This window comes from Amycolatopsis sp. NPDC051758 (genome assembly GCF_044453095.1).
Classification (GTDB): Bacteria; Actinomycetota; Actinomycetes; order Mycobacteriales; family Pseudonocardiaceae; genus Amycolatopsis.
The window spans coordinates 499,208-522,429 of sequence record NZ_JBITCJ010000002.1; the positions used below are offsets into that span (position 1 = coordinate 499,208).

30 protein-coding genes are annotated in these 23,222 nt (G+C 73.6%); 9 read left to right on the forward strand and 21 right to left on the reverse strand.

Annotated features, from left to right (window positions below; translation table 11 throughout):
* Nucleotides 1-27: 27 nt before the first annotated feature.
* Nucleotides 28-1,479 (forward strand): serine/threonine-protein kinase, encoded by a 1,452-nt coding sequence (locus tag ACIA5G_RS11590; protein WP_395922557.1) that lies wholly within the window; start codon nucleotides 28-30, stop codon nucleotides 1,477-1,479.
* Here ACIA5G_RS11590 and ACIA5G_RS11595 read toward each other — a convergent pair.
* A complete protein-coding gene (locus ACIA5G_RS11595; RefSeq protein WP_395922558.1) occupies nucleotides 1,469-2,386 on the reverse strand; it encodes a DUF3800 domain-containing protein in 918 nt (305 codons plus the stop codon). The genes ACIA5G_RS11590 and ACIA5G_RS11595 overlap by 11 nt on opposite strands.
* A 171-nt stretch (nucleotides 2,387-2,557) precedes the next feature.
* On the opposite strand from ACIA5G_RS11595, the gene ACIA5G_RS11600 reads away from it, so the two are divergent.
* Nucleotides 2,558-4,108 carry a hypothetical protein gene (locus ACIA5G_RS11600; RefSeq protein WP_395922560.1) on the forward strand — a complete coding sequence of 517 codons (1,551 nt, stop codon included), beginning with the start codon at nucleotides 2,558-2,560 and terminating at the stop codon, nucleotides 4,106-4,108.
* Here ACIA5G_RS11600 and ACIA5G_RS11605 read toward each other — a convergent pair.
* The 3 genes from ACIA5G_RS11605 to ACIA5G_RS11615 are packed head-to-tail and all read right to left on the reverse strand — an operon-like array spanning nucleotide 4,105 to nucleotide 5,781.
* A complete protein-coding gene (locus ACIA5G_RS11605) occupies nucleotides 4,105-4,527 on the reverse strand; it encodes a Rieske (2Fe-2S) protein (RefSeq protein ID WP_395922562.1) in 423 nt (140 codons plus the stop codon). The two genes, ACIA5G_RS11600 and ACIA5G_RS11605, sit on opposite strands and share 4 nt — an antisense overlap.
* A gap of 13 nt (nucleotides 4,528-4,540) precedes the next feature.
* Nucleotides 4,541-5,092 (reverse strand): DUF6529 family protein, encoded by a 552-nt coding sequence (locus tag ACIA5G_RS11610; RefSeq protein WP_395922563.1) that lies wholly within the window; start codon nucleotides 5,090-5,092, stop codon nucleotides 4,541-4,543.
* A complete protein-coding gene (locus tag ACIA5G_RS11615; RefSeq protein ID WP_395922564.1) occupies nucleotides 5,092-5,781 on the reverse strand; it encodes a hypothetical protein in 690 nt (229 codons plus the stop codon). The genes ACIA5G_RS11610 and ACIA5G_RS11615 overlap by 1 nt, the downstream gene beginning before the upstream one ends.
* Nucleotides 5,782-5,907: 126 nt before the next feature.
* Between ACIA5G_RS11615 and ACIA5G_RS11620 the strand changes: the two genes are divergently transcribed.
* Nucleotides 5,908-6,933: an alpha/beta hydrolase gene (locus tag ACIA5G_RS11620; RefSeq protein ID WP_395922565.1), complete on the forward strand. Its 1,026-nt coding sequence runs from the start codon at nucleotides 5,908-5,910 to the stop codon at nucleotides 6,931-6,933.
* Here the strand turns inward: ACIA5G_RS11620 and ACIA5G_RS11625 are convergent.
* Complete coding sequence (locus ACIA5G_RS11625; RefSeq protein ID WP_395922566.1) at nucleotides 6,930-7,241, reverse strand: hypothetical protein; 312 nt, start codon at nucleotides 7,239-7,241, stop codon at nucleotides 6,930-6,932. The two genes, ACIA5G_RS11620 and ACIA5G_RS11625, sit on opposite strands and share 4 nt — an antisense overlap.
* A gap of 93 nt (nucleotides 7,242-7,334) precedes the next feature.
* Between ACIA5G_RS11625 and ACIA5G_RS11630 the strand changes: the two genes are divergently transcribed.
* On the forward strand, nucleotides 7,335-8,198 hold the full coding sequence (locus ACIA5G_RS11630) for an alpha/beta fold hydrolase (RefSeq protein WP_395922567.1): 864 nt from the start codon (nucleotides 7,335-7,337) through the stop codon (nucleotides 8,196-8,198).
* On the opposite strand, the gene ACIA5G_RS11635 is transcribed toward ACIA5G_RS11630, so the two are convergent.
* From ACIA5G_RS11635 to ligD (ACIA5G_RS11665), 7 genes are all read right to left on the reverse strand, one after another.
* The gene (locus ACIA5G_RS11635; protein WP_395922569.1) at nucleotides 8,159-8,497 is read right to left on the reverse strand and encodes a DoxX family protein; all 339 of its coding nucleotides are present in this window, start codon (nucleotides 8,495-8,497) and stop codon (nucleotides 8,159-8,161) included. The two genes, ACIA5G_RS11630 and ACIA5G_RS11635, sit on opposite strands and share 40 nt — an antisense overlap.
* 100 nt (nucleotides 8,498-8,597) lie before the next feature.
* Nucleotides 8,598-9,059: a GNAT family N-acetyltransferase gene (locus ACIA5G_RS11640; protein WP_395922571.1), complete on the reverse strand. Its 462-nt coding sequence runs from the start codon at nucleotides 9,057-9,059 to the stop codon at nucleotides 8,598-8,600.
* Nucleotides 9,056-9,505 (reverse strand): GyrI-like domain-containing protein, encoded by a 450-nt coding sequence (locus tag ACIA5G_RS11645; RefSeq protein WP_395922572.1) that lies wholly within the window; start codon nucleotides 9,503-9,505, stop codon nucleotides 9,056-9,058. Before ACIA5G_RS11645 ends, ACIA5G_RS11640 begins: the two co-directional genes overlap by 4 nt.
* Nucleotides 9,502-10,476, reverse strand: coding sequence for a non-homologous end-joining DNA ligase (gene ligD, locus ACIA5G_RS11650; RefSeq protein WP_395922574.1), 975 nt, complete (start codon nucleotides 10,474-10,476; stop codon nucleotides 9,502-9,504). Before ligD (ACIA5G_RS11650) ends, ACIA5G_RS11645 begins: the two co-directional genes overlap by 4 nt.
* A 136-nt stretch (nucleotides 10,477-10,612) precedes the next feature.
* On the reverse strand, nucleotides 10,613-11,032 hold the full coding sequence (locus ACIA5G_RS11655; protein WP_395922576.1) for a DUF6292 family protein: 420 nt from the start codon (nucleotides 11,030-11,032) through the stop codon (nucleotides 10,613-10,615).
* A 59-nt stretch (nucleotides 11,033-11,091) separates the two neighbouring features.
* Complete coding sequence (locus ACIA5G_RS11660; protein WP_395922578.1) at nucleotides 11,092-11,496, reverse strand: STAS domain-containing protein; 405 nt, start codon at nucleotides 11,494-11,496, stop codon at nucleotides 11,092-11,094.
* Between the two features lie 247 nt (nucleotides 11,497-11,743).
* Nucleotides 11,744-12,664 (reverse strand): non-homologous end-joining DNA ligase, encoded by a 921-nt coding sequence (gene ligD / locus ACIA5G_RS11665; protein ID WP_395922580.1) that lies wholly within the window; start codon nucleotides 12,662-12,664, stop codon nucleotides 11,744-11,746.
* 90 nt (nucleotides 12,665-12,754) lie between these two features.
* Between ligD (ACIA5G_RS11665) and ACIA5G_RS11670 the strand changes: the two genes are divergently transcribed.
* The 3 genes from ACIA5G_RS11670 (at nucleotide 12,755) to ACIA5G_RS11680 (ending at nucleotide 15,184) form a co-directional block, all read left to right on the forward strand.
* A complete protein-coding gene (locus ACIA5G_RS11670; protein ID WP_395922581.1) occupies nucleotides 12,755-12,976 on the forward strand; it encodes a hypothetical protein in 222 nt (73 codons plus the stop codon).
* An 84-nt stretch (nucleotides 12,977-13,060) separates the two neighbouring features.
* Nucleotides 13,061-13,792, forward strand: a complete 732-nt coding sequence (locus ACIA5G_RS11675; protein ID WP_395922583.1) for an ANTAR domain-containing protein — start codon at nucleotides 13,061-13,063, stop codon at nucleotides 13,790-13,792.
* A gap of 6 nt (nucleotides 13,793-13,798) precedes the next feature.
* Complete coding sequence (locus ACIA5G_RS11680; protein WP_395922585.1) at nucleotides 13,799-15,184, forward strand: PP2C family protein-serine/threonine phosphatase; 1,386 nt, start codon at nucleotides 13,799-13,801, stop codon at nucleotides 15,182-15,184.
* Nucleotides 15,185-15,187: 3 nt separating this feature from the next.
* Here the strand turns inward: ACIA5G_RS11680 and ACIA5G_RS11685 are convergent, their stop codons facing one another.
* A complete protein-coding gene (locus tag ACIA5G_RS11685) occupies nucleotides 15,188-15,583 on the reverse strand; it encodes an STAS domain-containing protein (protein ID WP_395922587.1) in 396 nt (131 codons plus the stop codon).
* 98 nt (nucleotides 15,584-15,681) lie between these two features.
* Nucleotides 15,682-16,422: an ANTAR domain-containing protein gene (locus ACIA5G_RS11690; RefSeq protein ID WP_395922588.1), complete on the reverse strand. Its 741-nt coding sequence runs from the start codon at nucleotides 16,420-16,422 to the stop codon at nucleotides 15,682-15,684.
* Nucleotides 16,423-16,658: 236 nt separating this feature from the next.
* Here ACIA5G_RS11690 and ACIA5G_RS11695 point away from each other — a divergent pair, with 236 nt between their 5' ends.
* Nucleotides 16,659-17,585, forward strand: coding sequence for a PfkB family carbohydrate kinase (locus ACIA5G_RS11695; RefSeq protein ID WP_395922589.1), 927 nt, complete (start codon nucleotides 16,659-16,661; stop codon nucleotides 17,583-17,585).
* Between the two features lie 3 nt (nucleotides 17,586-17,588).
* Here the strand turns inward: ACIA5G_RS11695 and ligD (ACIA5G_RS11700) are convergent, their stop codons facing one another.
* The 6 genes from ligD (ACIA5G_RS11700) to ACIA5G_RS11725 all read right to left on the reverse strand — a co-directional run bounded on the left by ligD (ACIA5G_RS11700) (nucleotide 17,589) and on the right by ACIA5G_RS11725 (nucleotide 21,922).
* The gene (gene ligD / locus ACIA5G_RS11700) at nucleotides 17,589-19,070 is read right to left on the reverse strand and encodes a non-homologous end-joining DNA ligase (RefSeq protein ID WP_395922591.1); all 1,482 of its coding nucleotides are present in this window, start codon (nucleotides 19,068-19,070) and stop codon (nucleotides 17,589-17,591) included.
* 63 nt (nucleotides 19,071-19,133) lie between these two features.
* Nucleotides 19,134-19,268: a hypothetical protein gene (locus tag ACIA5G_RS11705; protein ID WP_395922592.1), complete on the reverse strand. Its 135-nt coding sequence runs from the start codon at nucleotides 19,266-19,268 to the stop codon at nucleotides 19,134-19,136.
* A 4-nt stretch (nucleotides 19,269-19,272) separates the two neighbouring features.
* A complete protein-coding gene (locus ACIA5G_RS11710) occupies nucleotides 19,273-19,827 on the reverse strand; it encodes a hemerythrin domain-containing protein (protein WP_395922594.1) in 555 nt (184 codons plus the stop codon).
* Nucleotides 19,828-19,877: 50 nt separating this feature from the next.
* Nucleotides 19,878-20,063, reverse strand: a complete 186-nt coding sequence (locus tag ACIA5G_RS11715; protein ID WP_395922596.1) for a hypothetical protein — start codon at nucleotides 20,061-20,063, stop codon at nucleotides 19,878-19,880.
* A complete protein-coding gene (locus ACIA5G_RS11720) occupies nucleotides 20,063-20,251 on the reverse strand; it encodes a hypothetical protein (RefSeq protein WP_395922597.1) in 189 nt (62 codons plus the stop codon). Before ACIA5G_RS11720 ends, ACIA5G_RS11715 begins: the two co-directional genes overlap by 1 nt.
* 102 nt (nucleotides 20,252-20,353) lie before the next feature.
* On the reverse strand, nucleotides 20,354-21,922 hold the full coding sequence (locus ACIA5G_RS11725) for a glycoside hydrolase family 13 protein (RefSeq protein ID WP_395922599.1): 1,569 nt from the start codon (nucleotides 21,920-21,922) through the stop codon (nucleotides 20,354-20,356).
* A 25-nt stretch (nucleotides 21,923-21,947) separates the two neighbouring features.
* Between ACIA5G_RS11725 and ACIA5G_RS11730 the strand changes: the two genes are divergently transcribed.
* Nucleotides 21,948-22,739, forward strand: a complete 792-nt coding sequence (locus tag ACIA5G_RS11730) for a class I SAM-dependent methyltransferase (RefSeq protein WP_395922601.1) — start codon at nucleotides 21,948-21,950, stop codon at nucleotides 22,737-22,739.
* Between the two features lie 74 nt (nucleotides 22,740-22,813).
* Here the strand turns inward: ACIA5G_RS11730 and ACIA5G_RS11735 are convergent, their stop codons facing one another.
* Nucleotides 22,814-23,206, reverse strand: coding sequence for a hypothetical protein (locus tag ACIA5G_RS11735; protein WP_395922603.1), 393 nt, complete (start codon nucleotides 23,204-23,206; stop codon nucleotides 22,814-22,816).
* Between the last annotated feature and the right edge of the window lie 16 nt (nucleotides 23,207-23,222).

Below are 23,222 nucleotides of genomic sequence, written 5' to 3' on the forward strand. Positions count from 1 at the left end.
GTCCGGGCCCCTGGTGGAGGGAAACGCGTGAGCTGGCAGTTCGGGCCGTACCGCGTGGAATCGCTGATCGCCCGCGGCGGCATGGGCGAGGTCGTGCGCGCCTACGATACGCGCCACGACCGCGTTGTCGCCTTGAAGCTGCTCGCGCCGGAGTACGCGGCCGACCAGGAGTTCCAGGAGCGGTTCCGCCGGGAGGCGCACGCGGTGGCGCGGCTGCGCGAGCCACACGTGATCCCGATCCACGCCTACGGCGAGATCGACGGCCGGCTCTACCTCGACATGCGGCTGGTCGACGGGGAAGACCTCGGCGGCAAGCTGAGCGCGGGCGGCGCGCTGGCCCCGGCCGAAGCGGTCGACGTGGTCGGGCAGGTCGCCCAGGCGCTGGCCGCCGCGCACGCCGAAGGCCTGGTGCACCGGGACGTCAAGCCGTCGAACGTGCTCGTCGGCGCAACCGGGTTCGCCTACCTCGTGGACTTCGGCATCGCCCGGGCGGCGGGCACCGGCACCGAGCTCACCGCGACCGGCGGCGCCATCGGCACCCTCGACTACATGGCGCCCGAGCGCTTCACGGACGCGCCGGCCGACCACCGTGTCGACGTCTATTCGCTGACCTGCGTGCTGCACCAGTGCCTGACCGGCAGCAAGCCGTTCACCGCGACGACGCCCGTGGCGCTGATCGGCTCCCACCTGCACCAGCCACCGCCCCGGCCGAGCGAGCTGCGGCCCGGCCTGCCCGCCGCGTTCGACGACGTGATCGCGCGGGGCATGGCGAAGGACCCGGCCGAGCGGTTCGGCAGCGTGACGCAGCTGGCGGACGCGGCCCGCGCCGCGCTCGGCGGCACCAGCCCGGTGTCCGCCGCCGCTCCCCCGACCCGGCAGGCCACGCGGGTCGGCGCGGTCCCCGGGCCGCCGCCGGAGACGGTGGTCCGGCGCGGGTCGAAGGCGCCGTGGCTGGTCGCCGCGGCGGCGCTCGTCGCCCTCCTGGCCGTCGCCGGCTGGTTCACGTTCCGCGAAACCTGGTCGCAGGCGGGGTCGACACCGAGCCCGTCGCCGTCGGCTCCGACGTCGACCTCGCCGGCGCCGCCGGTGACCGCGCCGCCGGTCACCACCACCCAGGTCAGCGTCCAGACGTCGATCGCCACCAGCGTAACGAGCAGCGCGGACCTCGGCCTCGCGACGCCGATGAGCACACCCGCGTGCGACGGCTCGTACATCGTCGTGCTCGGCTCCGCCGTCACCCCGGCCCGCTACCGCGCCGACGTCCAGCAGTTCCTCGCCGCGAACCCCGGCGCGGGGTACCTGCACGCGCCGAGCACCGGCTGCGGCTCGCTGCGGCAGCAGCTGAACGGCGCCGACGTCTACGCCGTCTTCGCCGGGCCGTTCACCACCAAGGCCGCCGCGTGCGCCCGGCGCAGCGGCGGCGCGTACGTCAAACGGCTCGACACGACGACCCCGGCGACGCAGGTGATCAGCTGCTGACCGCGGCCCAGACCGACTCGGCGTCCACAAAGGACTTCAGCAGGCCGGTCAATCGGGTGTCCCCACGGGCGTTGAGCGCGTCGGAGGCGATCCGGCGGGCGACCCCGGCGAGGAAGTCGGCGATCTGCACCCGCGCGTCGGTGCGGGAGTCGACGAACCGGACGCCGGCCAGCCGGTGGCCGAGGGCGGCTTTGAGCTGCAGCACACGTTCCGGCGTGAGGGCGAGCTGTTCGTCGTGCACCACCGCGACCGGTGTGCCGTCCGCGCTCCAATGGCGGACGGTGTGGAACACCGCGGGCACCAGCGGATCCAGCACCGGCACGAAGCTCGGGTCGCGCGCCAGCCGGGCACGGTAAGCGGCCACGCGCTCGGCGCCACCACGGAACCGCGCGACGATCTCGCCGGCTTCCCCGGGGACCGCGGCGAGCTCGTCGACCAGTGCGAAGAACTCCGCCGGCGACGCCGTCACGCCGCGCCGGGGCTTCAGCCGCAGCACGCTGGTGAACGCGGCGAGGAAGAACTCCCAGCGGGCGCTGCCGAAGGCGGCCGGCCCGGTGCGGTGGAGGGTGCGCGCCATCGTGTCCGTGCCGTCCTCGGCCAGCAGCGTGACGGCGGCCCGCACGGCGAAGAGCGTCTTGTCGGTCAGGTGGACGTGCCCGTGGCCGGCGAGCGGGCCGTCCGGGTCGAGCAGCCACTCGAGGACCGCGCGGTGCTTGGCGCGCAGCAGGTGGTTGGCCTTGTACTCCTCGGCGGGCGAGCCGATCCGACGGCGGATCTCCCGCACGCAGGCGGCCGCGGCCTCCGGCGTCAGCCGCACCCCGGCGTGGGCGAAGACGTCGGTTTCGCCGCCGACGAGGTTCTCGCCCTCGGAGCCCGACTCGTCGCAGGCGATCTCGACCGGGCTCACCGGTCCGATCGTGCCAGACCGGCGTGGTGGTGGCGACCGGGTTACCGGCCTCCGCGCACCAGGGCCTGCCCGTCGGCGAACCGGACGGGGCCGGTCACGGTTGGGCCACAGCGGCTAACGACCATGCTGCCTCCGATGACTCGCGAAGCACACATGTTTCCGGGAGGCGCGATGGTCACGAACGACACGCGGGCCCGGCGCGCGCTCGCCACAGCCGTGGTCGTGCTGCTGCTGGGTGGCACGGGAGTGCTGGCGCGGCAACGGTTTCCCGGCGCGGGCACGGCGAGTTCGGCCGGAACGCTGGTCGTCGCCGGGATCCAGGTCGCCGCGCCCGCGGGGACTCGCGTTTCGGCGCGGCCGGCGCCCGAGCCGGGCGTCACGCCGCCGATGACGCGCCGGATCGGGGGCGGCGCGGTCCTGAGCTTCGACGGCAGCCTCCCGCCCCGGGTGCGGATCCCGGTGCCCGCGGCGCCGCCGGCCGGCTTCACGCCCGTGGTCGTCACCGTGGACGGGACCCGGCTCGTCCCGGCCGGCTACGACGCCGCGACCCGGAGCATCGTCGCCGACCTGGCGGAACCGGGCGGCTTCTGGGGCGGGCTGCTCGACCTCGCCGCGCTGGGCCGCGACGTCGTGCCGGAGCCGCCGACCCGGCCGGCCTGCGCCGGGCGGGCCGCGAGCTCCGCCGGGGTGACCGTCGAGCTGGGTGCGCCCGATCCGCGGACACCGGTCTGGGCGTGCGTGACCGCCGGCAACGGCCACGCGAGCGTCACCCTGACCTCGGGCGCACGGGTGCCCTACCGGATCACCGTGCCGCCGGGCTGGCCCGAACCGAGTACCCGGACCACGGCCGCGAGCACGTCCGCCGTGCAGTTGTCCGGCCGCCCGCGCCAGCGTGACCTGCTGTGGCCCGGTTCCGGCGTGACCTACGACGTTCCTTTTGGCCGCTTGCCGGCGACCGTCCGCGGTCAGGCCGAGGCCGGCCCCGCGCTCGGCACGGGCCTCACCGCGGTGGCGCACCGCACGGCCACGCTCTTCGGCCTGGCCACCGGGCCCGGGCCGGCGTCCGACGTGCTGAGCTGCGCCGCGGACGCCGGTGCGGCCCGCTACCCCGCCGGCCGGCCGATCGCCGAGGTCGCGGCCGACATGTGGGCCGCGCTCGAGCCGTGCCACCCGGACGGCGGCGACGTCGTGCGCCGGTTCGTCGCCGACGGGATCGGACCGGTGACAAACGGCCTCGCCGCGGCGGGTCCCGCGGTCGAGATCCCGGTGACGACGAGCCGCGCGCAGCGGTTCACGCAAACCGTCCGATTCCGGCCATCGAGCGTCACCCCGGCGCAGCGGGTGACCGGCGGGTGTGACGGGGTGTCCGCGGCGTCCGGCCGCCACGACGCCTATCACTGTTCGACCCGGGACACCACGTACGACCCCTGTTTCGCCGCGCCCGGCACCCGGCCCCAGGTCGTCTGCCCGACTTCGGCGACCGAAGCCGTGCTCCTGACCTACGCCGGCGCGCTGCCGTCGCCACCACGGTCCGGCGGCACGGCCGATCCTTTCCTGCTCACCCTGGAAGGCGGCCTGGAGTGCGCCGCCGTCACCGGGCGCGCGCCGCCGGGCGCCCGCTACGCCTGCGCGGACGGCCGGACCTTCCTCCACGGCGAGCCGGACCCGTCAAGTCCGCTGTGGACGATCGAGGGGAAGACGATCACCAAGGCCTACAGTTAGCCCAGGCGGATCTTGCCGCCGGTGACGGTGACCGTCTTCTTCTCCAGTGGCTGCGACGCCGGGCCGGTTGCCACCGAGCCGTCGGCGACCGCGAACTTGCTGCCGTGGCAGGGACAGTTGATGGTGCCGTCGGCGACGGCGTCGACCGTGCAGCCCTGGTGGGTGCAGATCGCCGAGAAGGCCGCGAAGGTGCCCGCCGCCGGCTGGGTCACCACAACCTGCTGCGCCGCGAACACCTTGCCGCCGCCGACCGGCACGTCGGCGGCCGCGCCGAGTTCGGTGCCCGCCGCGGGCGGTGGTGCGGCGGGCGTCGAGGCCGAGGTGCCGCCGTAGGTGCTGCACCCGGCCGCCAGCCCGGCGCCCAGGACCGCGAGCGCGGTCCGGCGCGCCAGCACCGGGTCGGTGTTGTCGTTCGCCACGTTCGTCCTCCGCCTAGAAGGTCAAGCCGAATTGGGTGAAGAACCACAGTGACGCGCTCAGCCAAAGCCCGACCAGCCCGGTGAAGACCAGGCCGCCGAGCACCGGGAGCGACCACGCGGGCGCGCCGTCCTTGCGCAGCAGCAGCATCTTCGCGACGAACACGCCGTAGAAGAAGCAGCCCAGCAGGGAGTGCAGCAGCACCCTCGTGTCGAACGACTGGAACCCCAGCGCGTACAAGCAGTGCAGCGCCACCGGGATCGACACCAGGAACGCCAGCCGTCCCGACCAGCGGTGCACCGGCGCGACCCACGCGGGTGTGGTGCGGCCGAGCTTGCCGTACATCGCCAGCGCCGAGAACAGCTGCACGACGGCCAGCACCACGACGACCGTGGCCAGCCACGCCTTCACCGACTGTGGGCTGGAGAAGCCCGCGACGTTCACCGCGACGCCGGTCGGGGTGTGCAGGCTGCCGTAGACGCCGAGCACCACCGAGACGATCGCGCCGACCGCCAGCGGGACCAGGAGCGCGACCGCGGCGCGGTGGCCGGCCGTGGGGGCGGTCATCAGAAGTCACCGTTCCCGGCCAGGCCGCTGACCGCTTCGGCGGTCACCGGGGCGCCGTCGACGGTCGCGGTGCCGGCTGCCGCGTCGAGCGCCGGCGCGGCCACGGACTCCTCGCCCGTGGTGAGGATGCCGACCTGGCTGCCGTCGGGTTGCACGATCCAGCCGACCTTGCCCGCCTTGCCCTTGACGGCGGGTGTCGCCCGGTACAGCCCCGCGGGCTTCTTCGCCGTGGGCGCGGAGAACTGGTAGGTCTTCCCGGCCGCCGTCACCGTGCCGGAGACCGCGTTGGCGTCGAAGCTGCCAGTCAGGCTCGCGTTCTTGGCGCCCTTGAGGTCCAGCTTCCCGCCGACCGTCACGCCCTGCAGCCAGGCTTCGACCTTCTTGCCGTCGCAGACGTAGGCGATGGCGTGGCCGTCGCGGACCGACACCGCGACCGACGCGCCGCCGCCGGTGACCCGCCCGGCGTAGTCCGCCCGGGCGGGCGCGGCCGCCACCGGCGCTTCCTGTTTCGGCGCTGCGGACGTCGAGGGTGGCGCTGCCGCCGTGGTGCTCGCGGCGCCCACCGCGCTCGCGGCGCCGGTGACCGGCGCGACGCCCGTCCCGGTCGCCAGGTTGACGATCCCGATCCCGCCGGCGAGCACCACGCCGGCGAGCAGAGTGAACAACGGCCCCGGACTCTTCATGGTCATCCCCGCATCTCCCAGCCACCACCGTGCCCGTAACACGGGGGTCGGGCCGGAACGGCTCAACGCTACGCGTGGAAAAGAGGTATCGCTTAGCCCCTGCAACCGGTGACCCGTGGTTGACTGGGCCGCATGCTGCCCTGGGACGGCGACTTCGCCGGCCGGCTCGACCGGCACACCGTCACCTCCGCGCTGCTGCGCGACAATCCGCTCGGCGACCCGCACGAACGCCCGCTGTGGGTCTACGTCCCGCCGGGGTACGACGACAGCGACGAGCGATACCCCGCGGTCTACGTCATCCAGGGTTACACCGGGCACCTTTTGATGTGGGCCAACCGGACGCCGTTCCGCCAGCCGTTCGTGGAGACGGCCGACGCCGTTTTCGCCGCCGGCGCCCCCGGGTGCGTCGTGGTGTACGTCGACGCGTGGACCGCGTACGGCGGCTCGCAGTTCGTCGACTCGCCCGGCACCGGCCGCTACCACTCCTACCTCTGCAACGAGATCGTGCCGTGGGTCGACGAGCACTACCGGACCATCGCCGACCGCGAGTCCCGGGCGATCACCGGCAAGTCGTCGGGCGGCTTCGGCGCGATGATCACGCCGATGCTGCGCCCCGACCTGTTCGGCGCGCTGGCCACGCACGCGGGCGACTCGCTGTACGAGATGTGCTACGTCCCGGACTTCGGCAAGGCGGTCCGCGCCCTGCGCGACTACGACCAGGACATCCAGGCGTGGTGGGCGGACTTCCGCAGCCGGACGGCGTTCACGAAACCCGCCGACGAGAACCTGCTGATGCTGTACGGCGTCGCGGCGTGCTTCTCGGCCGGCGAAGACGGCACGCCGGAGCTGCCGTTCGACCCGGCGACCGGCGCGCTGCGGCCGGCGGTGTGGCAGCGCTGGCTGGACTGGGACCCGGTCCGGATGGTGCCGGACCACGCCGAGGCGGTCCGCTCGCTGCGGGCGGTGTGGATCGACGCGGGCACCAGCGACGAGTGGTTCCTCGATCTCGGCGCGGAGGCGTTCCGGGCGGCGGTGGCCGAGGCGGGCCTGCCGGACGAGCGGGTGCGGTTCGAGCTGTTCGACGCCGGCCACGGCGGCATCGACTACCGGTACCCGCTTTCCCTGGCCTGGCTGGCGGACCGGCTGGCCCGGGCTTAACCGTCCGCGGCGAGCGCCTCGATCACCCGGGCGCGCTGGGCCAGCTGCCGGGGGTGGACCGGCACCTCGTCCGGCGCGGCCTTGCCCTGCTGACGCAGGTAGCGGGCGAACCGGTTGAAGTTGGCCGGGTCGTAGTCCGCGGACCGCGGGTTGGCGTTGAACTCCGTGAAGAAACCCGGCTTCTGCTTGTTCTCGTCGGTCAGCCGGGGATCGGTGCACGTCAGGTGGATCGCCCGGTTCTCCTCGTCGTACCAGACGTTGAACGGGTACCGGTCTTCACCCAACGTCGTGTAGTTCCCGGCGCGCATGGCGGCTCCCCTCGTAGCGGTGCTGTGCTCTTCCGACGATCGGAGCCGGCCGTTCGTTACAAGCGCTGTGGTACGGCCGCTAGGCTCGGCCGCATGGTGACCGAGACCGATCTCGTGCTGCCCGGCGGACGCACCCTGCACGTGTACGACTCCGGCGGCCCGGCCCGGCTCACCGTCCTCTGGCACCACGGCACACCCAACCTCGGCGCGCCGCCCGGGCCGTTGCTGCCGCTCGCCGAGCGGCTCGGGGTGCGCTGGATTTCCTACGACCGGCCCGGATACGGCACTTCGACACCCGTTCCGGGCCGGACCGTCGGGCAGGCCGCCGAGTGGGCGACTGCCGTCGCCGACGCGCTGGGGGTCAGGAAGTTCGCCGTCATGGGGCATTCCGGCGGCAGCTCACACGCCCTCGCTTGTGCCGCGCTGCTGCCGGATCGTGTCCTCGCCGTCGCGGGCCTCGCCGCGGTCGCGCCGTTCGGCGCCGAGGGGCTCGACTGGTTCGGCGGGATGGCCGACGCCGGTGCCGCGTCCCTGCGGGCGGCCGCCGAAGGCCGGGCAGCCAAGGAAAAGCACGAAGCCGCCGCCGAGTTCGACCCGGACGTCTTCACCGCCGCCGACTTCGCCGCGCTGAAGGGGGGGGGGTCGGGGCGGGCCGCCGGCGCCCCGCCGGCGCTCGCCGCCGGGCCCGGTGGCCTGATCGACGACGACCTCGCCTACGTCACCCCTTGGGGCGGCGACCCGGCCGGGATCACCGCGCCGGTCCTGCTGGTGCACGGCGAAGACGACCGGATGATCCCGGCCACGCACAGCGCGTGGCTCGCCGGGGTGTGCCCGGACGCGGAGTTCCGGGCCACCGCCGGCGACGGGCACATCTCGGTGCTGAAGCACGCCGCCGACGCCCTCACCTGGCTCACCGATCACAGCAACACGAGCGAAGCCACCGCCGGCGCCATGTAGATCACCGGGAAGACCAGGTGCCCGTACGACCGCGCGCGGGCCACCGTGACCACGGCGCCGAGGAAGTACAGCACCAGGCCGATCGCCGCGGCGATGCCGATCGGCGGCACGAACAGGCCGACGACCAGGCCTGCCGCGCCGGCCGCCTTGGCCGCGCCGAGCCACGGCCACCACGACTCGGGCACGCCGTAGGAGGTGATCGGCTCGACGACCCACTTCGCGCGGGTGAAGACCGAAACGGCCGAGAACCCGGCCAGTGCGGCGCCGACGAGGGTGACGATCAGGTAAGCGGTGGACATCGGAGCTCCTCGGGGAGATCGCGGGCGCCGGGGTTCCGGCGCCGTCACCCCCTCGACTCCGCGGTCCGGACCGATGTGACAGCGCGGTTCGTGACGGCGCTCACAGCGTCAGCCGGAGCACCGTTTCGCCGTCGTCGACCTCGCCGGTCGGCCGGAAGCCGTACTTCCGGTAGAACGGCCCGGGACCGTCTTCGTCCGGCTGGTGGCTCGTCAGCAGTTCGGTGCCACCGTCGGCGCGCACGAGCACGACGACCTCGTCGAGCACCGCGCGGCCGAACCCGCGACCCTGGTGCCGCCCGTCGATGAGCAGCCGCCACAGGAAGTACGGGCCGAGGACACCGGGGCGGCCGGGCGGCACGTTCCAGCTGAGCATCACGAAGCCGACCGGCTCGTCCCCCGCGTAGACCGCCCGGTACCAGGGCTCGCCTTCGGGCGTTGTCGCCGCCTGCTCCAGTGACCGGGTCACCGAAGCGACGAACCGTTCCTGGCCCGGCCGCACCCTCAGGGCGCACACCGCGGCGCGGTTCCCGTCGGTGATCTCGACCAGCCGCACGGCCGTCACGCGTGCTCCTCGACGGGCAACCACAGCTCGATGTGGCCGTGCCGGCGGTAGAACTCGACGAGCGGCCGGGTCTCGTCGAGCGGCGCCGCCCGCCGGAGCTCGGCCATCCCGCCGGCGATCCGCCCGTAGATCAGCTCCGGCGCACCGACGAGCGTGCCGCGCAGGTACCACCCGCCGGGCAGGACGCCGGTCCGCAGGCCGAGCTCTTCGGGGCGGTCGCCGGGCTTCACCGGCGTGCAGACGGTGTAGGTGCCCGCCCGTTCGTCGGCGCGCGCGAACATCTTGCGCCCCCGCAGGCCCACCACCCGCTCGAACGCGGGCCAGAGCGCCTGGATCGCCGGCAGCTCGTCGGCCGCGGTCTGCTCCATGACCACGACGTCGGACCGGTGGATGCGGGCGGGTGGCGCGCTCAGGACCGAAGCCGTCACCGGCGGTTCCGGGCTCACGGGACGCGCACCTCGTCCGGCGTCCGGTCCGGGCGCAGGCCGCGCCACGCCGTGTGGCGCAACCGCCCGTCCGGTGTGATGCGGCGGTAGACGACCTCGCCGACCAGCGTCGGCTCGACCCACTGGGCACCGAGGGCGCGGTCGCGCGGCAGCTCGGTGACGAACGGGCTCGCCGCGCGGACCAGCCCGGCGAGCACGCCGGTGAGGTGGTCGAGCGCGTGGTCGGTGAACCCGGTGCCGACGTCGCCGAGGTACACCAGGTCGCCTTCGTCGTCGAACGCGCCGAGCAGGAGCGCGCCGAGGGTGCCCGCGCGGCGGCCCGAGCCGGGCCGCCAGCCGCCGACGACCACCTCGCGCGTCTGCCTCAGCGCGTGTTTTGTCCACGACGGCGAGCGCGCGCCCGGCAGGTACGGCGCGTCCAGGCGCTTCGCGACGACGCCCTCGATGCCGTGCTCGGCCGCGGTCGCCAGCAGCTGGTCCGGTGTGAGGTCGGCCCGGGTGTACCAGGGCGGCACGACGAGCCGGCCGTCGGCAGGCCGGACCAGCTCGGCGAGCAGGGCGCGCCGCTGCTCGTACGGGACGTCCAACAGGGACTCGTCCCCGATCCGCAGCACGTCGAAGGCGAAGTAGACGACCGGGACCTCGGCCCGCAGCTCCGGTGTCGGCTCGTACATGGCGCGGCGCTGCATCAGCACGAACTCCGGGCGCCCGGCCGCGTTCAGCGCGACGACCTCGCCGTCGAGCACCGCCGACCGGCCGCCGAGCGCGGCCCCGAACACGTCCCGCAGCTCGGGGTACCGGTGGGTGTGGTCACTGCCGCTGCGGCTGGTGATCCGCGCTTCGCCGGTGTCCGCGACCCGGGCGCAGCCGCGGAAGCCGTCCCACTTCCACTCGTAACCGTGGTGGTCGTCGTCCGGCAGCGGCCCGTCGACGGCCAGCATCGCCGCCACGGCTTCCGGAATCGTCCCCATGCCCACCTCCGCCGTCCGATGAGACTTGTTCAGCCGTCGCCCGCCGCAAGACTCTGCAATGGAGCAGCAGCGTGCGCGCGGGCCGCGGCGGGCTGACCAGAACAAGCCTCAGTCTGGACGATCAGGACGTGGCGCGTCACCCCGCCGGCAGCAACGGCAGCAGCTCCTGGTGCCGGCCGGCGCGGCGCAGCACCGGGGAACCCGGTCCGTCCGGCGCGACATCGCCGGCCCGCAGCGCGGCCAGGAACCGCACGAGCACCCGCGGCGGCGGCAGGATGTCGGCCCCGCCGAGGTAGGCCAGCACGATCATCTCCTCCCCGCACGCCGCCTCGACCGCGACCGCCCAGCCGTGCACCTCGTCCCAGAGCAGCGCCACGTCGCGGTCGGGGAACCGGCGCAGCCGCCAGTCCACCGCGAGGTAGGCCGACACCGGGACGTCCACGTCCACGGTGCAGGACTCCAGGCCGAAGCCGAGCGCTCGCGCCACCTCGCCGAGGTACGCGCGCAGGCCGCGCTGGAACCAGAACTCGAGATCGGTGTCGATCAGGCCGGACACCCGTTTCCTTTCTTCGCACCGGAACGCCGGCCGCGCACCCTGCCGGCCGGAGGCCGGGATCAGCCGAGCGCGGCGAGCGCGTGGACCCGATCCCGGTAACACGAGAAGCGGGGGACGCCGGTCCCCCGCAACAACCGCCACAGCTGCGGTGAGCGCACCACCCAGGCGACGGGAACACCCGCTTCGTCGCCGCGGTGCTGCACCCGGCTCAGTGCCCGAAGGCCGGCGCCGGAACAGAATGTCACCTCGCCGAGGTCGACGACGAGCGCCCCGCCCGCTTTCATCGCGGTTTCCACGCATTCGACAAGAATGGCGACGGTCGCGAGATCAATGTCTCCCGCCACCGCGACGACCTGGCACCGGTCACCGGCGAACGTCGTGGTGACCGTGAACGGCTCGCACAGGGCGCCCGGCCTGCTGCGGCCGAAGGCTCGCGAAAGCCGCGGCGGTTTTCGGATCCTCATGACCGGCTCCGGCGGCTCATGGTGACGGTTTACGCGTAGACCGTACCCACTTCGTCCAGCTTGCGGCACAACGGAAAGATCACCCGCCGGCGGGCCGTGCACCGACACGGCCGTCTGCACGTGCAACAGTCCACCAAGGACGATCAAATCGCCTGGTCGCGACCGCGTCCGGGAAATCCGCCCGGAAATCGCGGTCGTCACGCCGGGAACCGGCCGGGATTCACCGCGGAATTGCGGTTTCCGAAATTCAGCCGAACGCAGGAATCGGGACGCGCGTCCGCTCGAGGTCGGCGAAGAGGTCGCCGAGGTCTTCGACGCGCTCGAGGACCTCGTCGGCGGTGAACCGCAGGTGCGTGACGTGGCGGCAGGCGCGGACCTCGTCCCACGTCACCGGGGTGGACACCGTCGGCTCGTCGCGCCCGCGCAGGGAGTACGGCGCGACCGTGGTCTTGAAGGGACTGTTCTGGCTCCAGTCGATGAAGACCTTGCCCGGCCGCAGGGTTTTTGTCATGCGTGCCACGACGCGGTCCGGGGTCTCGGCGGCGAGCCGCTCCGCCAGCGCCCTGGCGTACTGCGACGTCTCGGTGCTTTCGGTCGTCACGACCCCCGCGTAGAGCTGCATCCCCTTGGAGCCACTGGTCTTCGCCACCGGGGTGAAACCGTCCTCGGTGAGCACGTCGTGCAGCCGCTCGGCGACGCGGCTGCAGTCGACCACCGTCGCCCCGGGACCCGGGTCGAGGTCGAACACCAGCCGGTCCGGGGTGCTCGGCTCGTCGTCGCCGTTGACGGTCCACTGGTGGACGTGCAGTTCGAGCGCGGCGAGGTTGGCCGCCCAGACGAGCTCGGGCAGGTCGTTGATCAGCGGGTAGTCGACGATCTCGGGCTCCTTCCCGCGGCCGCCGACGGGCAGGCTCGCGGTCCGGACCCAGTCCGGCGCGTGCCGGGAGACGTTCTTCTCGAAGAACGAGCCGCCGGCGACGCCGTCCGGGAACCGCACGAATGTCATTGCCCGGTCGCGGATGTGCGGCAGCATCAGCGGCGCGATCCGCGTGTAGTAGTCGAGCACTTCGCCCTTGGTGAACCCGTGCCGCGGGTAGAGCACCTTTTCGAGGTTCGAGAGCGTCAGCTGCCGCTCGCCCACCCGCACCGTGATCCGGCTCCCCGCCACACAGACACGTTACCGCGCTCCCCTGCCGCCGGCCGCACTGGTCACCCATGGTTATGATGCAGTCGTATCAACAACTGGGAGGGGACAACCGTGAAGTTCGACGTGCTGCAGATCGTGGGGGCGGTTCTGACCGTGGCCGGGGCCCAGGGCGCGATCCGGCTGCTGATCGACCACGAGCACTTCGGCCTGCTGAGCTGGCTGAATGCGGGGTTCGCCGGGACGCTCGTGTGCGACGTCGTGGTGACGGCCATCGGCGTGGTGCTCGCCGGCTGGGCCCACGACCGCGCCAAGGCGCTGGGCCGCCGGAAGTAGCGGGGCACCGGATACCCCGTTCCGCGGAGCGCCGTGTCCGGGAAACGGGGGTTTGCCGTGGACCGCCGGTGGTAATCAGCGGCCATGTCGACGGAAGAGGCCTCGTCCGGCGCGCTGCCGCTGGACGGTGAGCTGGCGGTGGTCGCCGCGCGGATGTCCGGGCTGCTGCTGTCGCGCGAGACCGTGGACTCGGTGCTGGAGCTGATCGTCTCGCTGGCCGGGACGACGATCAGCGCGGTGGCCGGTGCCGGGGTGACGCTGCTCGAGGCGGACGGCAGCCCGGCCACGACGAGCGCGTCCGGTCCGCTCGTGCGGGACGCCGACACCCTCCAGTACGAGCTCGGCGAAGGCCCCTGCCTGGCCACGCTGGCGGAGTGCGCGCCGATGCGGATCGACGACGTCACCACCGAACGGCGCTGGCCGCGGTGGTGTGCCGCGGCCGCCGGCTCGGGGGTGCGCGCGGTGCTGAGCACCCCGCTCGTCACCGAAGACGGCTGCCAGGGCGCGATCAAGATCTACGCGACGACTCCCGGCGCGTTCGGCCCGTCCGACGAGCACACACTGGCCAAGTTCGCCGACCGGGCGGCGGTCCTGGTCGCCAACGCCCGCGCCTACGAGCGGGCGAGCCGGTTGAGCGCGCAGTTCCGGGACACCCTCCACGACCGGGACCTGATCACCATGGCGAAGGGGTTCCTGATGGGCCGGGACGGCCTTGACGAGGAGGCCGCGTTCGACCGGCTGCTGTCGCTCGCGCGCGCCCACGGCCGCAGCCCGGCCGAAGCCGCCGCGGATCTCGTCACGCCGCGGGGGCGGTGAGCGGCCATGCGCTTCCTGCCCGAGGAGCAGCAACGGCGGCTGCTCGCCGCGTGTTACGCCCGCAGCCACCTGACGCCGGAACAGCTGTGGATGCGCTACTTCGCCCTCGGCGGCAGCCAGGGCCTGCTGGAGCTGGACGCCTACCTCAACGGGCTGACCACGCTGCCCCGCGTCGACCGGGACATGCTCGCCCACGCCGTCAACGAACGGCTCGACGAAGTGGCCGGGCCGGCCCGCGCGCCCTACAGCCACTCGGTCCGCGACGGACGGCCCGTGCGCGGCCCGCTCAAGGCGCTCGTCGACCTGCTCGAAGGCGCCCACCGCGCGCCGCCCGAGCGGCTCCCCGCCGTGGTCGCCGAGGCCGGGCGCGCGCTCGACCTCCGGATCGGCGTTTACCTCGCCGACTACGACCAGCGCCTGCTGGTGCCGCTGCGGCCGGGCGCCGACGAAGAGCTGGCCATCGACAGCTCGGTGGCCGGCGACGTGTTCCGCAGCGCGGGCACAACCGTGAGCCGTGACGGCACCTTGTGGACGGTGCTCCTCGACGGTGTCGAGCGGCTCGGCGTGCTGGAGGTGGTGCCGCTCGACGGCGCCGACGTCGACGACCCGATATTGCGGGAGCAGTGCCAGTGGCTGGCAACGCTGCTCGGGCACCTGGTGACCGTGACGACCCAGTACGGCGACGGCCTCGACGTGCAGCGGCGGCGCCGGCACCGCGGCTCCCCCGCCGAGCTGCTGTGGCACAGCCTGCCCCCGCTCACCGGCGCGACGGAACGCATCGTCGTCGGCGCGAGTGTGCAGCCCGCGTACGACCTGCGCGGCACGGTGTTCGACTACGCGCTCTCGGAACGGCGGGCGCAGCTGGCGATGTTCAACGGCGACGCGAGCTCGGCGGTGGTGAACGCCCTGTCCGCCCACCGCGCCGCCCGGCGCGACGGGGCTTCGCTGCCGGACCAGTACGCGGCGGTCGGTGCGGAGCTGGCGGGCCGGCACGCCGTCGCCGGGTTGGTGGCCGAACTGGACCTGCACACCGGCGTGCTGCAATGGCTCGACGCCGGACACCCGGCGCCGGTGGTCGTCCGCGGTGGCTCGGCGCTGCCCCGGGTCGGCCCCACCCCTCGGCAGTTCGCGGCGGACGCCCGGCCGCGCGCCACGGAGGTCCGGCTCGAGCCCGGGGACGTGGTCGCGGTGTACTCCCCCGGGCTCGTCGAGACCACCGACGAAGGCGGGGAGCCGTTCGGGCACGCGCGGGTCGCCGAGCACCTCGAACGGGGTGCCGAAGCGCTGCCGCCGGAGATCGCGCGGTTGGTGACGCGGGCCGTGATCGGCCACAGCGGTGGTGAGCTCCGGCACGACGCCGGGATCCTCGTCGCCCGCTGGCAGCCGCGGTGAACCTCAGCCGGCCTTGACCTGCACGCCCGACGACAGCAGCTCCCGCAGCGCGTCCGACAGCGACGCGAACATCGGGACCACCGCCGCCAGTCCGGTGATGCGGAACAGCCGGGCGAGCGTGCGGCTGTTCGCCACCACCCCGAACCGGCGGCCTTCGCTGCCGGCCCGTTCCGCGGCCGCGGCCAGCGCACGAGCACCGGCGAGGCCGACGAACGCCACCTGGGTCAGGTCCACCACTGTTGTCCCTGGTGGCGCCGCCCGCAGCTCCCGTTCGAGGATCGGCAAGGTCAGGGCGTCGATCTCGCCGGCGAGGGTCAGCACGAGGAAACCGGGGCGGTACTCCGTCCGGCGCGCCGTGAGCGGCGCGGACCGGGACGGGACCGGGGAACTGGGGGACACGGGTTCGTCAGGCCTTCCGCGCCGGCGCGGGGCCGGCGTCGCAGCGAGGTGATCAAGGACCGGGGTCTTGATACCCAATCTCCCGCTCGGGAAACACCCTATTTTGCGGTGAAGGCCGACCAGAGCCGTTCGGCCGCGTGGTGGGCCGGGGCGCCGGGAAGGATCTCCGGCGTGCCCGCCGACCGGCCCCCGACGTGCTCGACGAGCGCGACGGCCAGCTCGCGGACCTTGACGTTGAACTCCTGGCTGGTCCGGCGCAGGGTCTGCCAGGCCTCGTCCGGCGAGCACCGCCGGACCGCCACGACCACGCCTTTCGCCTGCTCGATGGCGGCGCGGGAGGCCAGCAGGTCCAGCGTCTGGTCCGGGTCGCCGGCGGTGGCGGTCTCGGCGACGACCAGGGTCATCTCGGTGAGCTTTTCGTAGCGCCGCAGCACCGCCAGGGTGCCGGCGCCGGGGGCCCGGTCGAACATCGCGGACAGCACAAAAGCGCCGCTGTCGTCCCATAACCCGGGCAGCGCGACGGCTCCGCGGACACTCGCGAACGCGGCATCCTCGGAGAAGGCGGGCCAGCGTTCGTCGGCGAAGACGTCGTCGGTCGTCACCGGTTCCGCGGTGCCGGCCGCGACGGCGACCGGGCCGCCGCAGGCCAGCTCGGCGGGCAGGAGCTTTTCGGCGACCCCCGTCGCCGCCAGCACCTGCAGCGGCCGCTCGCCGTGCCGCGCGGTGAGCGCCGCGCCGAGGCACCCGGGCAGCTCGCCGGTGACCCGCTCGAGCAGGGCGTGCAGCAGCTCCGACAGCGGTCTCCAGCGGTCGGCCGCAGTCGTCGACGTCTCGGTCACCGAACCTCGCTTCCACCTGGACTGATGTGCTCTTCATTTACCCCAGGACGCGGTGATCCACATCCGCGGGGACCGGTTTGTGGGGCCGGCCACGCGAGGATTCGGCCGTCCGGCGCAACTCCGGATGAGCCGGTGACGATCCGCACCGCCCGATCGGGCGGTTTGCTCCTCCCGCGCGGCGGGGTAGCCGATCTTCGGAGCCGAGGAGGCGTCATGAGCGACCGGCGGTACCGGTGATGTTCAGCGAAGTGGTCGTGGTCGGCCAGGTGGCCCGCGACCTGGTGATCGAGGTCCCGGACGCGCCCGCCGCGTGTTCGTCGGCGCCGGTGCGGCACCACCAGGAGCTGCTCGGCGGCCAGGGCGCCAACCAGGCCGTGGCCCTGCGGCAGCTCGGGACGTCGGTGTCGCTCGTCGGCGTCGTCGGGCAGGACAGCACCGGTGACGCGCTGTGCGCCCTGGCCCGGGCCGACCGGATCGGCACCACGCATGTGGTCCGGCGGCCCGGCACCGAGACCGCGCTGATCGTCGACGTGGTCGACGAGCACGGCCGCCGCCGCTACCTGGAGCACATCCCGGACGACACGCTGGTCACCGAGACCGACGTTGTCGCCGCGTCCGCCCCGATTTCGGCGGCGGGGTCGCTGATCGTCCAGCTGCGGCAGCCCGCCCCGGCGGCGTTGCTGGCGGCGCGGCTGGCGCACCGGGCGGGCACGCGCGTCGTGCTGGACGGGGCGCCGCAGGACCCGGCCTTGCTCGCTCTCGCCGACGTCGTGCGCGCCGACGCCGGCGGAGCCGAGCTGCTCACCGGCGAACCGGTGGAGGACGTCGCCGCGGCGGCCCGCGCGGCCGCGGACCTCCGGCGGCGCGGACCGTCGCTGGTCGTGCTCGAGGTGTCCGGACGGGGGAACCTCTTCGCCGGCCCGGAGGGCACGTGGTTCCTGCCGGACGTCGAGACCGAGGTTGTCGACCCCACCGGCGCGGGTGACGCCCTGGTCGCCACGTTGACCGCGGCGCTCACCCGCCGGCGGCCGCTGGAGACGGCGGCCTGCCTGGCGGTCGCAGCGGCCGCGGCGACGACGGAACACGCGGGCGGGCGGCCGCGACTGTCCCGGCCGGCTCTGGACCGGCTGCAGCCTCGGCAGCTCGAGGCGGTCCACGCCTGACCGCTACAACCCCGGCAGCTTCTGTTCCATACCCAGCAACGCCGCGAACGGGTCACCGCGCTCGGCCAGCCGATCGGGCACGTCCCGGATCGTCCAGCGGTCCGGCGCGAGCCCGGGGTCGTCGAGCTCGTCCCACTCGAGCGGCACCGACACCGGCGCTCCCGGCCGTGGGCGCACGCTGTACGGCGCGACCAGGGTCTTGTTGAGCACGTTCTGCGTGTAGTCGAGCCGCGCCCGGCCGCGGCGCCGGTCCTTCGTCCACGCCCAGCTGACCAGGTCCGGCAGCACCTTCCCGATGGTCTTGGACACCGTCTCCGCCCACGCGCGGGTCTCGTCGAAGGTCCGGCTCGGCGCGATCGGCACCCAGACCTGGATCCCGCGCTGCCCGGTCACCTTAGGCCGCCCGGTCAGGCCGAGGTGCTCCAGCGCGGTCCGGTGCAGCCGCGCCAGCTCCAGCACCTCGGCGAACGACGTCTCCGGGCCGGGGTCGATGTCGAACAGCACCCACGTCGGGTGGTCGACGTCGGCGCCGCGGGAGGTCCAGGCGTGCAGCTCCAGCGCGCCGTAGTTCGCCAGCCACGCCAAGGTCGCGACGCTGTCCGCCACGACGTACCGCTGACTTTCGCCCGCTTCGGCGCGTTCGTTGCGCCAGGTGGTCAGCCAGCCGGGGGCGTGCCGCGGGACTTCCTTCTGGTAGAAGCCCGGCTCGGTGACGCCCTGCGGGAACCGCTGGGTGTTGAGCGGCCGCCCGGCCAGGTACGGCAGCATGGCCGGCCCGACCGTGACGTAGTACCGGATCAAGTCCCGCTTCGTGAGCGGCACGCGGCCCGGGAACAGCACCTTGTCCAGGTTGGTCAGGGTGAGCTCCCGGCCCGCGACCGACCACTTGCCCTTGCCGCCGAGGTGGTCGAGCGCCGCCAGCTCGTCGGCGGTCGCGGCCGCGAAGCCGACTGTCTCCGCCGCCTCGGCGGCCGGGCGGTCGCCGTGCCACAGCGCCGCGGGTGCGGCCGCGACCTCGTCGTTCGTGCGGCCGCTCTTCACCGAGCGCGGATGCTCTTCGGCGTCCCAGCCGGGCCGGGCGTGCTCGTCCTGCTTGTGCATCAGGAACCACTGCTCTTTGTCCCCGCCGCCGGTGCGCACGAGGACGAACCGCCCGGCCAGCTTCTCGCCGTCGAGGTCGAAGTGCAGTGTCCCGTCCTCGATCGCGCGGGCCGGATCGGGCTCGACCGGCTGCCACTCCCCGCGGTCCCAGACGATGACGTCACCACCGCCGTATTCACCGCGCGGGATCACGCCCTCGAAGTCGGCGTATTCGATCGGGTGATCTTCGACGTGCACGGCCAGCCGGCGCGCTTTCGGGTCCAGCGAGGGTCCCTTCGGCACCGCCCAGCTGACCAGCACACCGTCGAGCTCCAGCCGGAAGTCGTAGTGCAGCCGGCGCGCCCGGTGCCGCTGCACCACGAACCGGCGACCGGCCGAAGTCACGCATCTCCTGGTAGCGCCGCAGTTTGCGGGCCGGGACGTCTGCCATGCCGTCGGGGTACCCACTCAGGACGGCGCGGACCAGGGCGGCTGCTTGTCCGCCAGTTCCCGGTACTCGTCGACCTCTTGGGGTGTCGGGTCGGTCCCGGCCGCCTCCGCGAACTCCTCCGGGTCGACGGGTTCCGGCTCTTCGGACGTCATGTGATCAGCTCCCCAGCGCACCGCGGATGAGGTCGCGCGCCCGGTCCATGATCGCCGCCGGCGGGCCCAGCAGGAGGTTCGCCTTCGCGCTCTCCACCCCGGCGTGCGGGCGGGTCGGCGCCAGCGCTTCGGCCACCTGGACGGTCGCCGCCATCGCCCGCAGCCGCTCCGGCGGCCGGTGGGTGCGCAGCAGCGGGAACTCTTCCTGCTCCTCGCGCTTGGCGTGCGCGAGCACGTCGTCACGCAGCTGCGCCAGCAGCTTGTCGAACCCGTCGGCGTCCGGGCCCATCTTCTGCAGGGTGGTCAGCACCTCCTTCGACCGGTGCTCCTCACCCAGCCGCGCCTCGACGACGGCCACCGCCGTCTTCTCCAGGTGGCGGATCTCCGGGTGCACCACCAGTTCCTCCGCCGTTTCGTGCACCGCCAGCAGCCGCACGAGGTCCCGGAACAGGTCCCGCCGCGGCTCGCCTTCCGCCGTCTCCAGGGCCGTGAACAGCTTGCGGATCTCCCGGTGCTGCCGTTGCAGCAAGTCGATGACGTCTTCGTCCTTCTTCACCATGGGAAGCCTCCTCGATCGATGTCGTCGCAGGCTTCCCCGTCGTGGCCCGGTTACTCCTCGCGGCGGGGTAGCGCGAGCCACAGTGCGCCCGCGGCCGTCAGCGCGATCCCGGCCGCCGCCCACCACGACCACCAGGTGAAGAACACGACGACCAGCCCGACGGCGAGCAGCACACCCCCGCCCACCGACGCGGTGTCTTCACTCGCGGCACGCGGAAAGCCTCCGGCGACGGCCATCAGCCCACCCGCCCGTCGACGGCGGCCACGACCAGTGCCGCGCAGCGCGCGACCGGCAGGCCCCGCTCCTGCGCCATCGCGACCAGGGCCGCGTGCGCGGCGGGGCCCGTCAAGCCTTGGGCCGCAAGGACTTTCAGCGCCAGGCCGACCACGTCGGTGGCGGGCGGAGTGGCGGTGCGCACGGGCATCGGAAGACCTCCGGCTCGATCGGCGGTGCGGCGAACGCGACCGGATACCCCGCCGCATCCGCTTTCACACCGCTCAACTGAACCCTTCCGGGTGACGCCGGTTCAACTCCTGACGAGCCACACCGCGACGTCCACCGGCACCCGGCCGTCCTCGAGCGGCGCGCTCGCCAACAGCACCCGCGTGCTCTCGGGCAGCTCGCACGGCTCGGCGGACAGGTTCACCACGCACCCGAACCCCGGCTCCCGCGTGAAGGACAGCACGCCGTCACGCGCGGGCAGCCACGTCAGCGTCCCGTCCCCCAGCGCGGGGTGCTCCCGGCGGACGGCGAGCGCGGCGCGGTAGAGGCCGAGCATCGAGCCCGGGTCGGCCGCCTGCTTCTCCGCGGTCAGCTCCCGCCAGTGGTCCGGCTGCGGCAGCCACGTCGGGGTGTCGCCGCCGGTGAACCCGAACGGCGGCGCCGTCCCCGACCACGGCAGCGGCACCCGGCAGCCGTCGCGCCCGCGCCGGGTGTGGCCGGAGCGCTCCCACGTCGGATCGGCGAGCGCCGCTTCGGGCAGGTCCTCGACCTCTTCCAGCCCCAGCTCCTCACCCTGGTAGAGGTAGGCGCCGCCGGGCAGCGCCAGCATCAGCAGCAGCGCCGCACGGGCCCGGCGCCGGCCCAGTTCGAGGCCGGACTCCCCCGCGAACCGCGTCACGTGCCGGACGACGTCGTGGTTGGACAGCACCCACGTCGCGGGTGCGCCGACCGCGTTCAACGCCTCGAGGGTCCGGTCGATCACCGCACGCAGCGCGCCGGCGTCCCAGTCGCAGAGCAGGAACTCGAAGTTGAACGCCGTGTGCAGCTCGTCCGGGCGGACGTACCGCGCGAGGCGGTCCGGCCGGTCGACCCACGCCTCGGCGACGAAGACCCGGCCGGGGCCGAACTCACCGGCGACCTTCCGCCACGCCCGGTAGATGTCGTGCACCCCGTCGAGGTCCCAGTGCGGGTGCGCGCCGCGGTCCGGCGGCCGCACGATCTCCTCGTCGTCGGAGCCGAGGTCGGGGAACCGCGGGTCCTTGAGCAGGCCGTGGGCGACGTCGATGCGGACACCGTCGACCCCGCGGGTGAACCAGAACCGCAGCAGGTCCTCGAATTCGGCGCGGACCTCGGGGTGGTCCCAGTTCAGGTCGGGCTGCTCCGGGGCGAACAGGTGCAGGTACCACTCGCCGTCGGGCACCCGCGTCCAGGCCGGCCCGCCGAAGACGCTGCGCCAGTCCGTCGGCGGCGCTTCGCCGCGCCCGGGGCGGAAGTGGTACCGCGCGCGCTCGGGCGAGCCGGGGCCGGCGGCCAGCGCGGCCCGGAACCACCGGTGGTGGTCGGAGGTGTGGTTCGGGACGACGTCGATGATCACCCGCAGCCCGAGCCGGTGCGCTTCGGCAACGAGGTCGACCGCATCGGAGTCGGTGCCGAACAGCGGGTCGACGGCGCGGTGGTCCTCGACGTCGTAACCGCCGTCGACCATCGGCGAGCGGTACCACGGCGTGGTCCACACGGCGTCGACACCGAGGTCGGCCAGGTGGCCGAGCCGCGAGCGCAGGCCGGCGAGGTCGCCGGTGCCGTCGCCGTCCGCGTCGGCGAAGCTGCGTACGTAGACCTCGTAGACCACGGCGTCGCGCCACCACTCGTTCATGGACCCGAGTATCTACGGTGGGGGCATGACCGGGGATCCGACGTTGTATGCGGGCAGTGCCGAGTACTACGCACGTGGGCGGGCCGCGTACCCGCCGGAGCTGGCTGCGGCGATCGTCGCCGAGGCGGGCCTGGACGGTTCGGGCCGCCTGCTCGACGTCGGCTGCGGGCCCGGGTCGCTGACGCTGCTCCTGGCCGGTTCGTTCGAAGAGGCGGTCGGGGTGGACGCGGACGCCGACATGCTCCTCGAGGCTCGTCGGCTCGCCGGGAAGGTCCGGAACTGCCGGTGGGTGCACCTGCGGGCCGAGGACCTGCCGGCCGGACTGGGCCGGTTCCGGCTGGTCACGTTCGCGCAGTCGTTCCACTGGCTCGACCGGCCCCGCGTCGCGGCGACGGTGCGCGGCATGCTGGAGCCGGGCGGTTTCTGCGCCCACGTGCACGCGACGACGCACCAGGGTGTGGACGGATCCGTGCCGCACACGGAGATCACGGAGCTGGTCCGGAGCTACCTCGGCCCGGTGCGGCGCGCCGGCCAGGGTTCGTTGCCGAACGGCACGGCCAGCGGTGAGGCGGAGGTGTACCGCGCGGCGGGCTTCCACGGGCCGCGGCGGTTCGAGGTGCCGGGCCGGGTGGTCACCCGCACGGCCGACGAGGTGGTGGCGGGGGTGTTTTCCCTGTCCAGCGCGGCGCCGCACCTGTTCGGGGAGCGGCAGGCAGCTTTCGAAGCCGAGCTGCGGGAGTTGCTGCGGCGGGTCAGTCCGGGTGGGGTGTTCAGCGAGCGGTTGGGTGAGATCGCGGTGGATCTCTGGTCGCCGTGAACCCCGGATGCGCAGGCGGTCGGGGCCGGCCGCGCAGCGGGCACCGCGCGGCCGGCCCTACCCTCAGGCCGGTGTCACCAGGGGTTGTTGAAGCCGTCGTCACCCTCGGCGTCTGCCGCTCGGGGGCGGCGGGCGCGCCGAGGTGACTCGTCCCGCGGCGACGGCGGCGGTGTCGCCGAGGGGGCGAACGGGGACGCCGTGCCGGGCTCGCTGCCGAAGGCGTCGGAGTCGAAGGGTGACGGGGGCTCGGCGCTGGTCCGGTCGGTGCTCCAGCCGGACTTCGTCTTGCGTTGCGCGAGCTCCCGGCGCCGCTCCACGTAACGCTCGGCGGCCTGGACCTGCTTGGTCATGTACTCCTGCGAGCGGGCCTTGATCTCCTCGCCCCGCTGTTCACGCAGGGCGCGGCGCTCGGACTGCTCGCGGACCAGGCCGTCCAGCTCGGCCTTCATCCCGGCCATGTCGGTCATGCGTGCTCCTCTGCCA

What these genes read in the sequence shown, in the direction of transcription:
- ACIA5G_RS11600 (WP_395922560.1), top strand. Translation starts at nt 2,558, where the DNA reads ATGGTCACGAACGACACGCGGGCCCGGCGCGCGCTCGCCACAGCCGTG.
- ACIA5G_RS11610 (WP_395922563.1), bottom strand. Translation starts at nt 5,092, where the DNA reads ATGACCGCCCCCACGGCCGGCCACCGCGCCGCGGTCGCGCTCCTGGTC.
- ACIA5G_RS11615 (WP_395922564.1), bottom strand. Translation starts at nt 5,781, where the DNA reads ATGACCATGAAGAGTCCGGGGCCGTTGTTCACTCTGCTCGCCGGCGTG.
- ACIA5G_RS11620 (WP_395922565.1), top strand. Translation starts at nt 5,908, where the DNA reads ATGCTGCCCTGGGACGGCGACTTCGCCGGCCGGCTCGACCGGCACACC.
- ACIA5G_RS11625 (WP_395922566.1), bottom strand. Translation starts at nt 7,241, where the DNA reads ATGCGCGCCGGGAACTACACGACGTTGGGTGAAGACCGGTACCCGTTC.
- ACIA5G_RS11630 (WP_395922567.1), top strand. Translation starts at nt 7,335, where the DNA reads ATGGTGACCGAGACCGATCTCGTGCTGCCCGGCGGACGCACCCTGCAC.
- ACIA5G_RS11635 (WP_395922569.1), bottom strand. Translation starts at nt 8,497, where the DNA reads ATGTCCACCGCTTACCTGATCGTCACCCTCGTCGGCGCCGCACTGGCC.
- ligD (WP_395922574.1), bottom strand. Translation starts at nt 10,476, where the DNA reads ATGGGGACGATTCCGGAAGCCGTGGCGGCGATGCTGGCCGTCGACGGG.
- ACIA5G_RS11660 (WP_395922578.1), bottom strand. Translation starts at nt 11,496, where the DNA reads ATGAGGATCCGAAAACCGCCGCGGCTTTCGCGAGCCTTCGGCCGCAGC.
- ACIA5G_RS11675 (WP_395922583.1), top strand. Translation starts at nt 13,061, where the DNA reads ATGTCGACGGAAGAGGCCTCGTCCGGCGCGCTGCCGCTGGACGGTGAG.
- ACIA5G_RS11680 (WP_395922585.1), top strand. Translation starts at nt 13,799, where the DNA reads ATGCGCTTCCTGCCCGAGGAGCAGCAACGGCGGCTGCTCGCCGCGTGT.
- ACIA5G_RS11695 (WP_395922589.1), top strand. Translation starts at nt 16,659, where the DNA reads ATGTTCAGCGAAGTGGTCGTGGTCGGCCAGGTGGCCCGCGACCTGGTG.
- ACIA5G_RS11705 (WP_395922592.1), bottom strand. Translation starts at nt 19,268, where the DNA reads ATGACGTCCGAAGAGCCGGAACCCGTCGACCCGGAGGAGTTCGCGGAG.
- ACIA5G_RS11710 (WP_395922594.1), bottom strand. Translation starts at nt 19,827, where the DNA reads ATGGTGAAGAAGGACGAAGACGTCATCGACTTGCTGCAACGGCAGCAC.
- ACIA5G_RS11715 (WP_395922596.1), bottom strand. Translation starts at nt 20,063, where the DNA reads ATGGCCGTCGCCGGAGGCTTTCCGCGTGCCGCGAGTGAAGACACCGCG.
- ACIA5G_RS11720 (WP_395922597.1), bottom strand. Translation starts at nt 20,251, where the DNA reads ATGCCCGTGCGCACCGCCACTCCGCCCGCCACCGACGTGGTCGGCCTG.
- ACIA5G_RS11725 (WP_395922599.1), bottom strand. Translation starts at nt 21,922, where the DNA reads ATGAACGAGTGGTGGCGCGACGCCGTGGTCTACGAGGTCTACGTACGC.
- ACIA5G_RS11730 (WP_395922601.1), top strand. Translation starts at nt 21,948, where the DNA reads ATGACCGGGGATCCGACGTTGTATGCGGGCAGTGCCGAGTACTACGCA.
- ACIA5G_RS11735 (WP_395922603.1), bottom strand. Translation starts at nt 23,206, where the DNA reads ATGACCGACATGGCCGGGATGAAGGCCGAGCTGGACGGCCTGGTCCGC.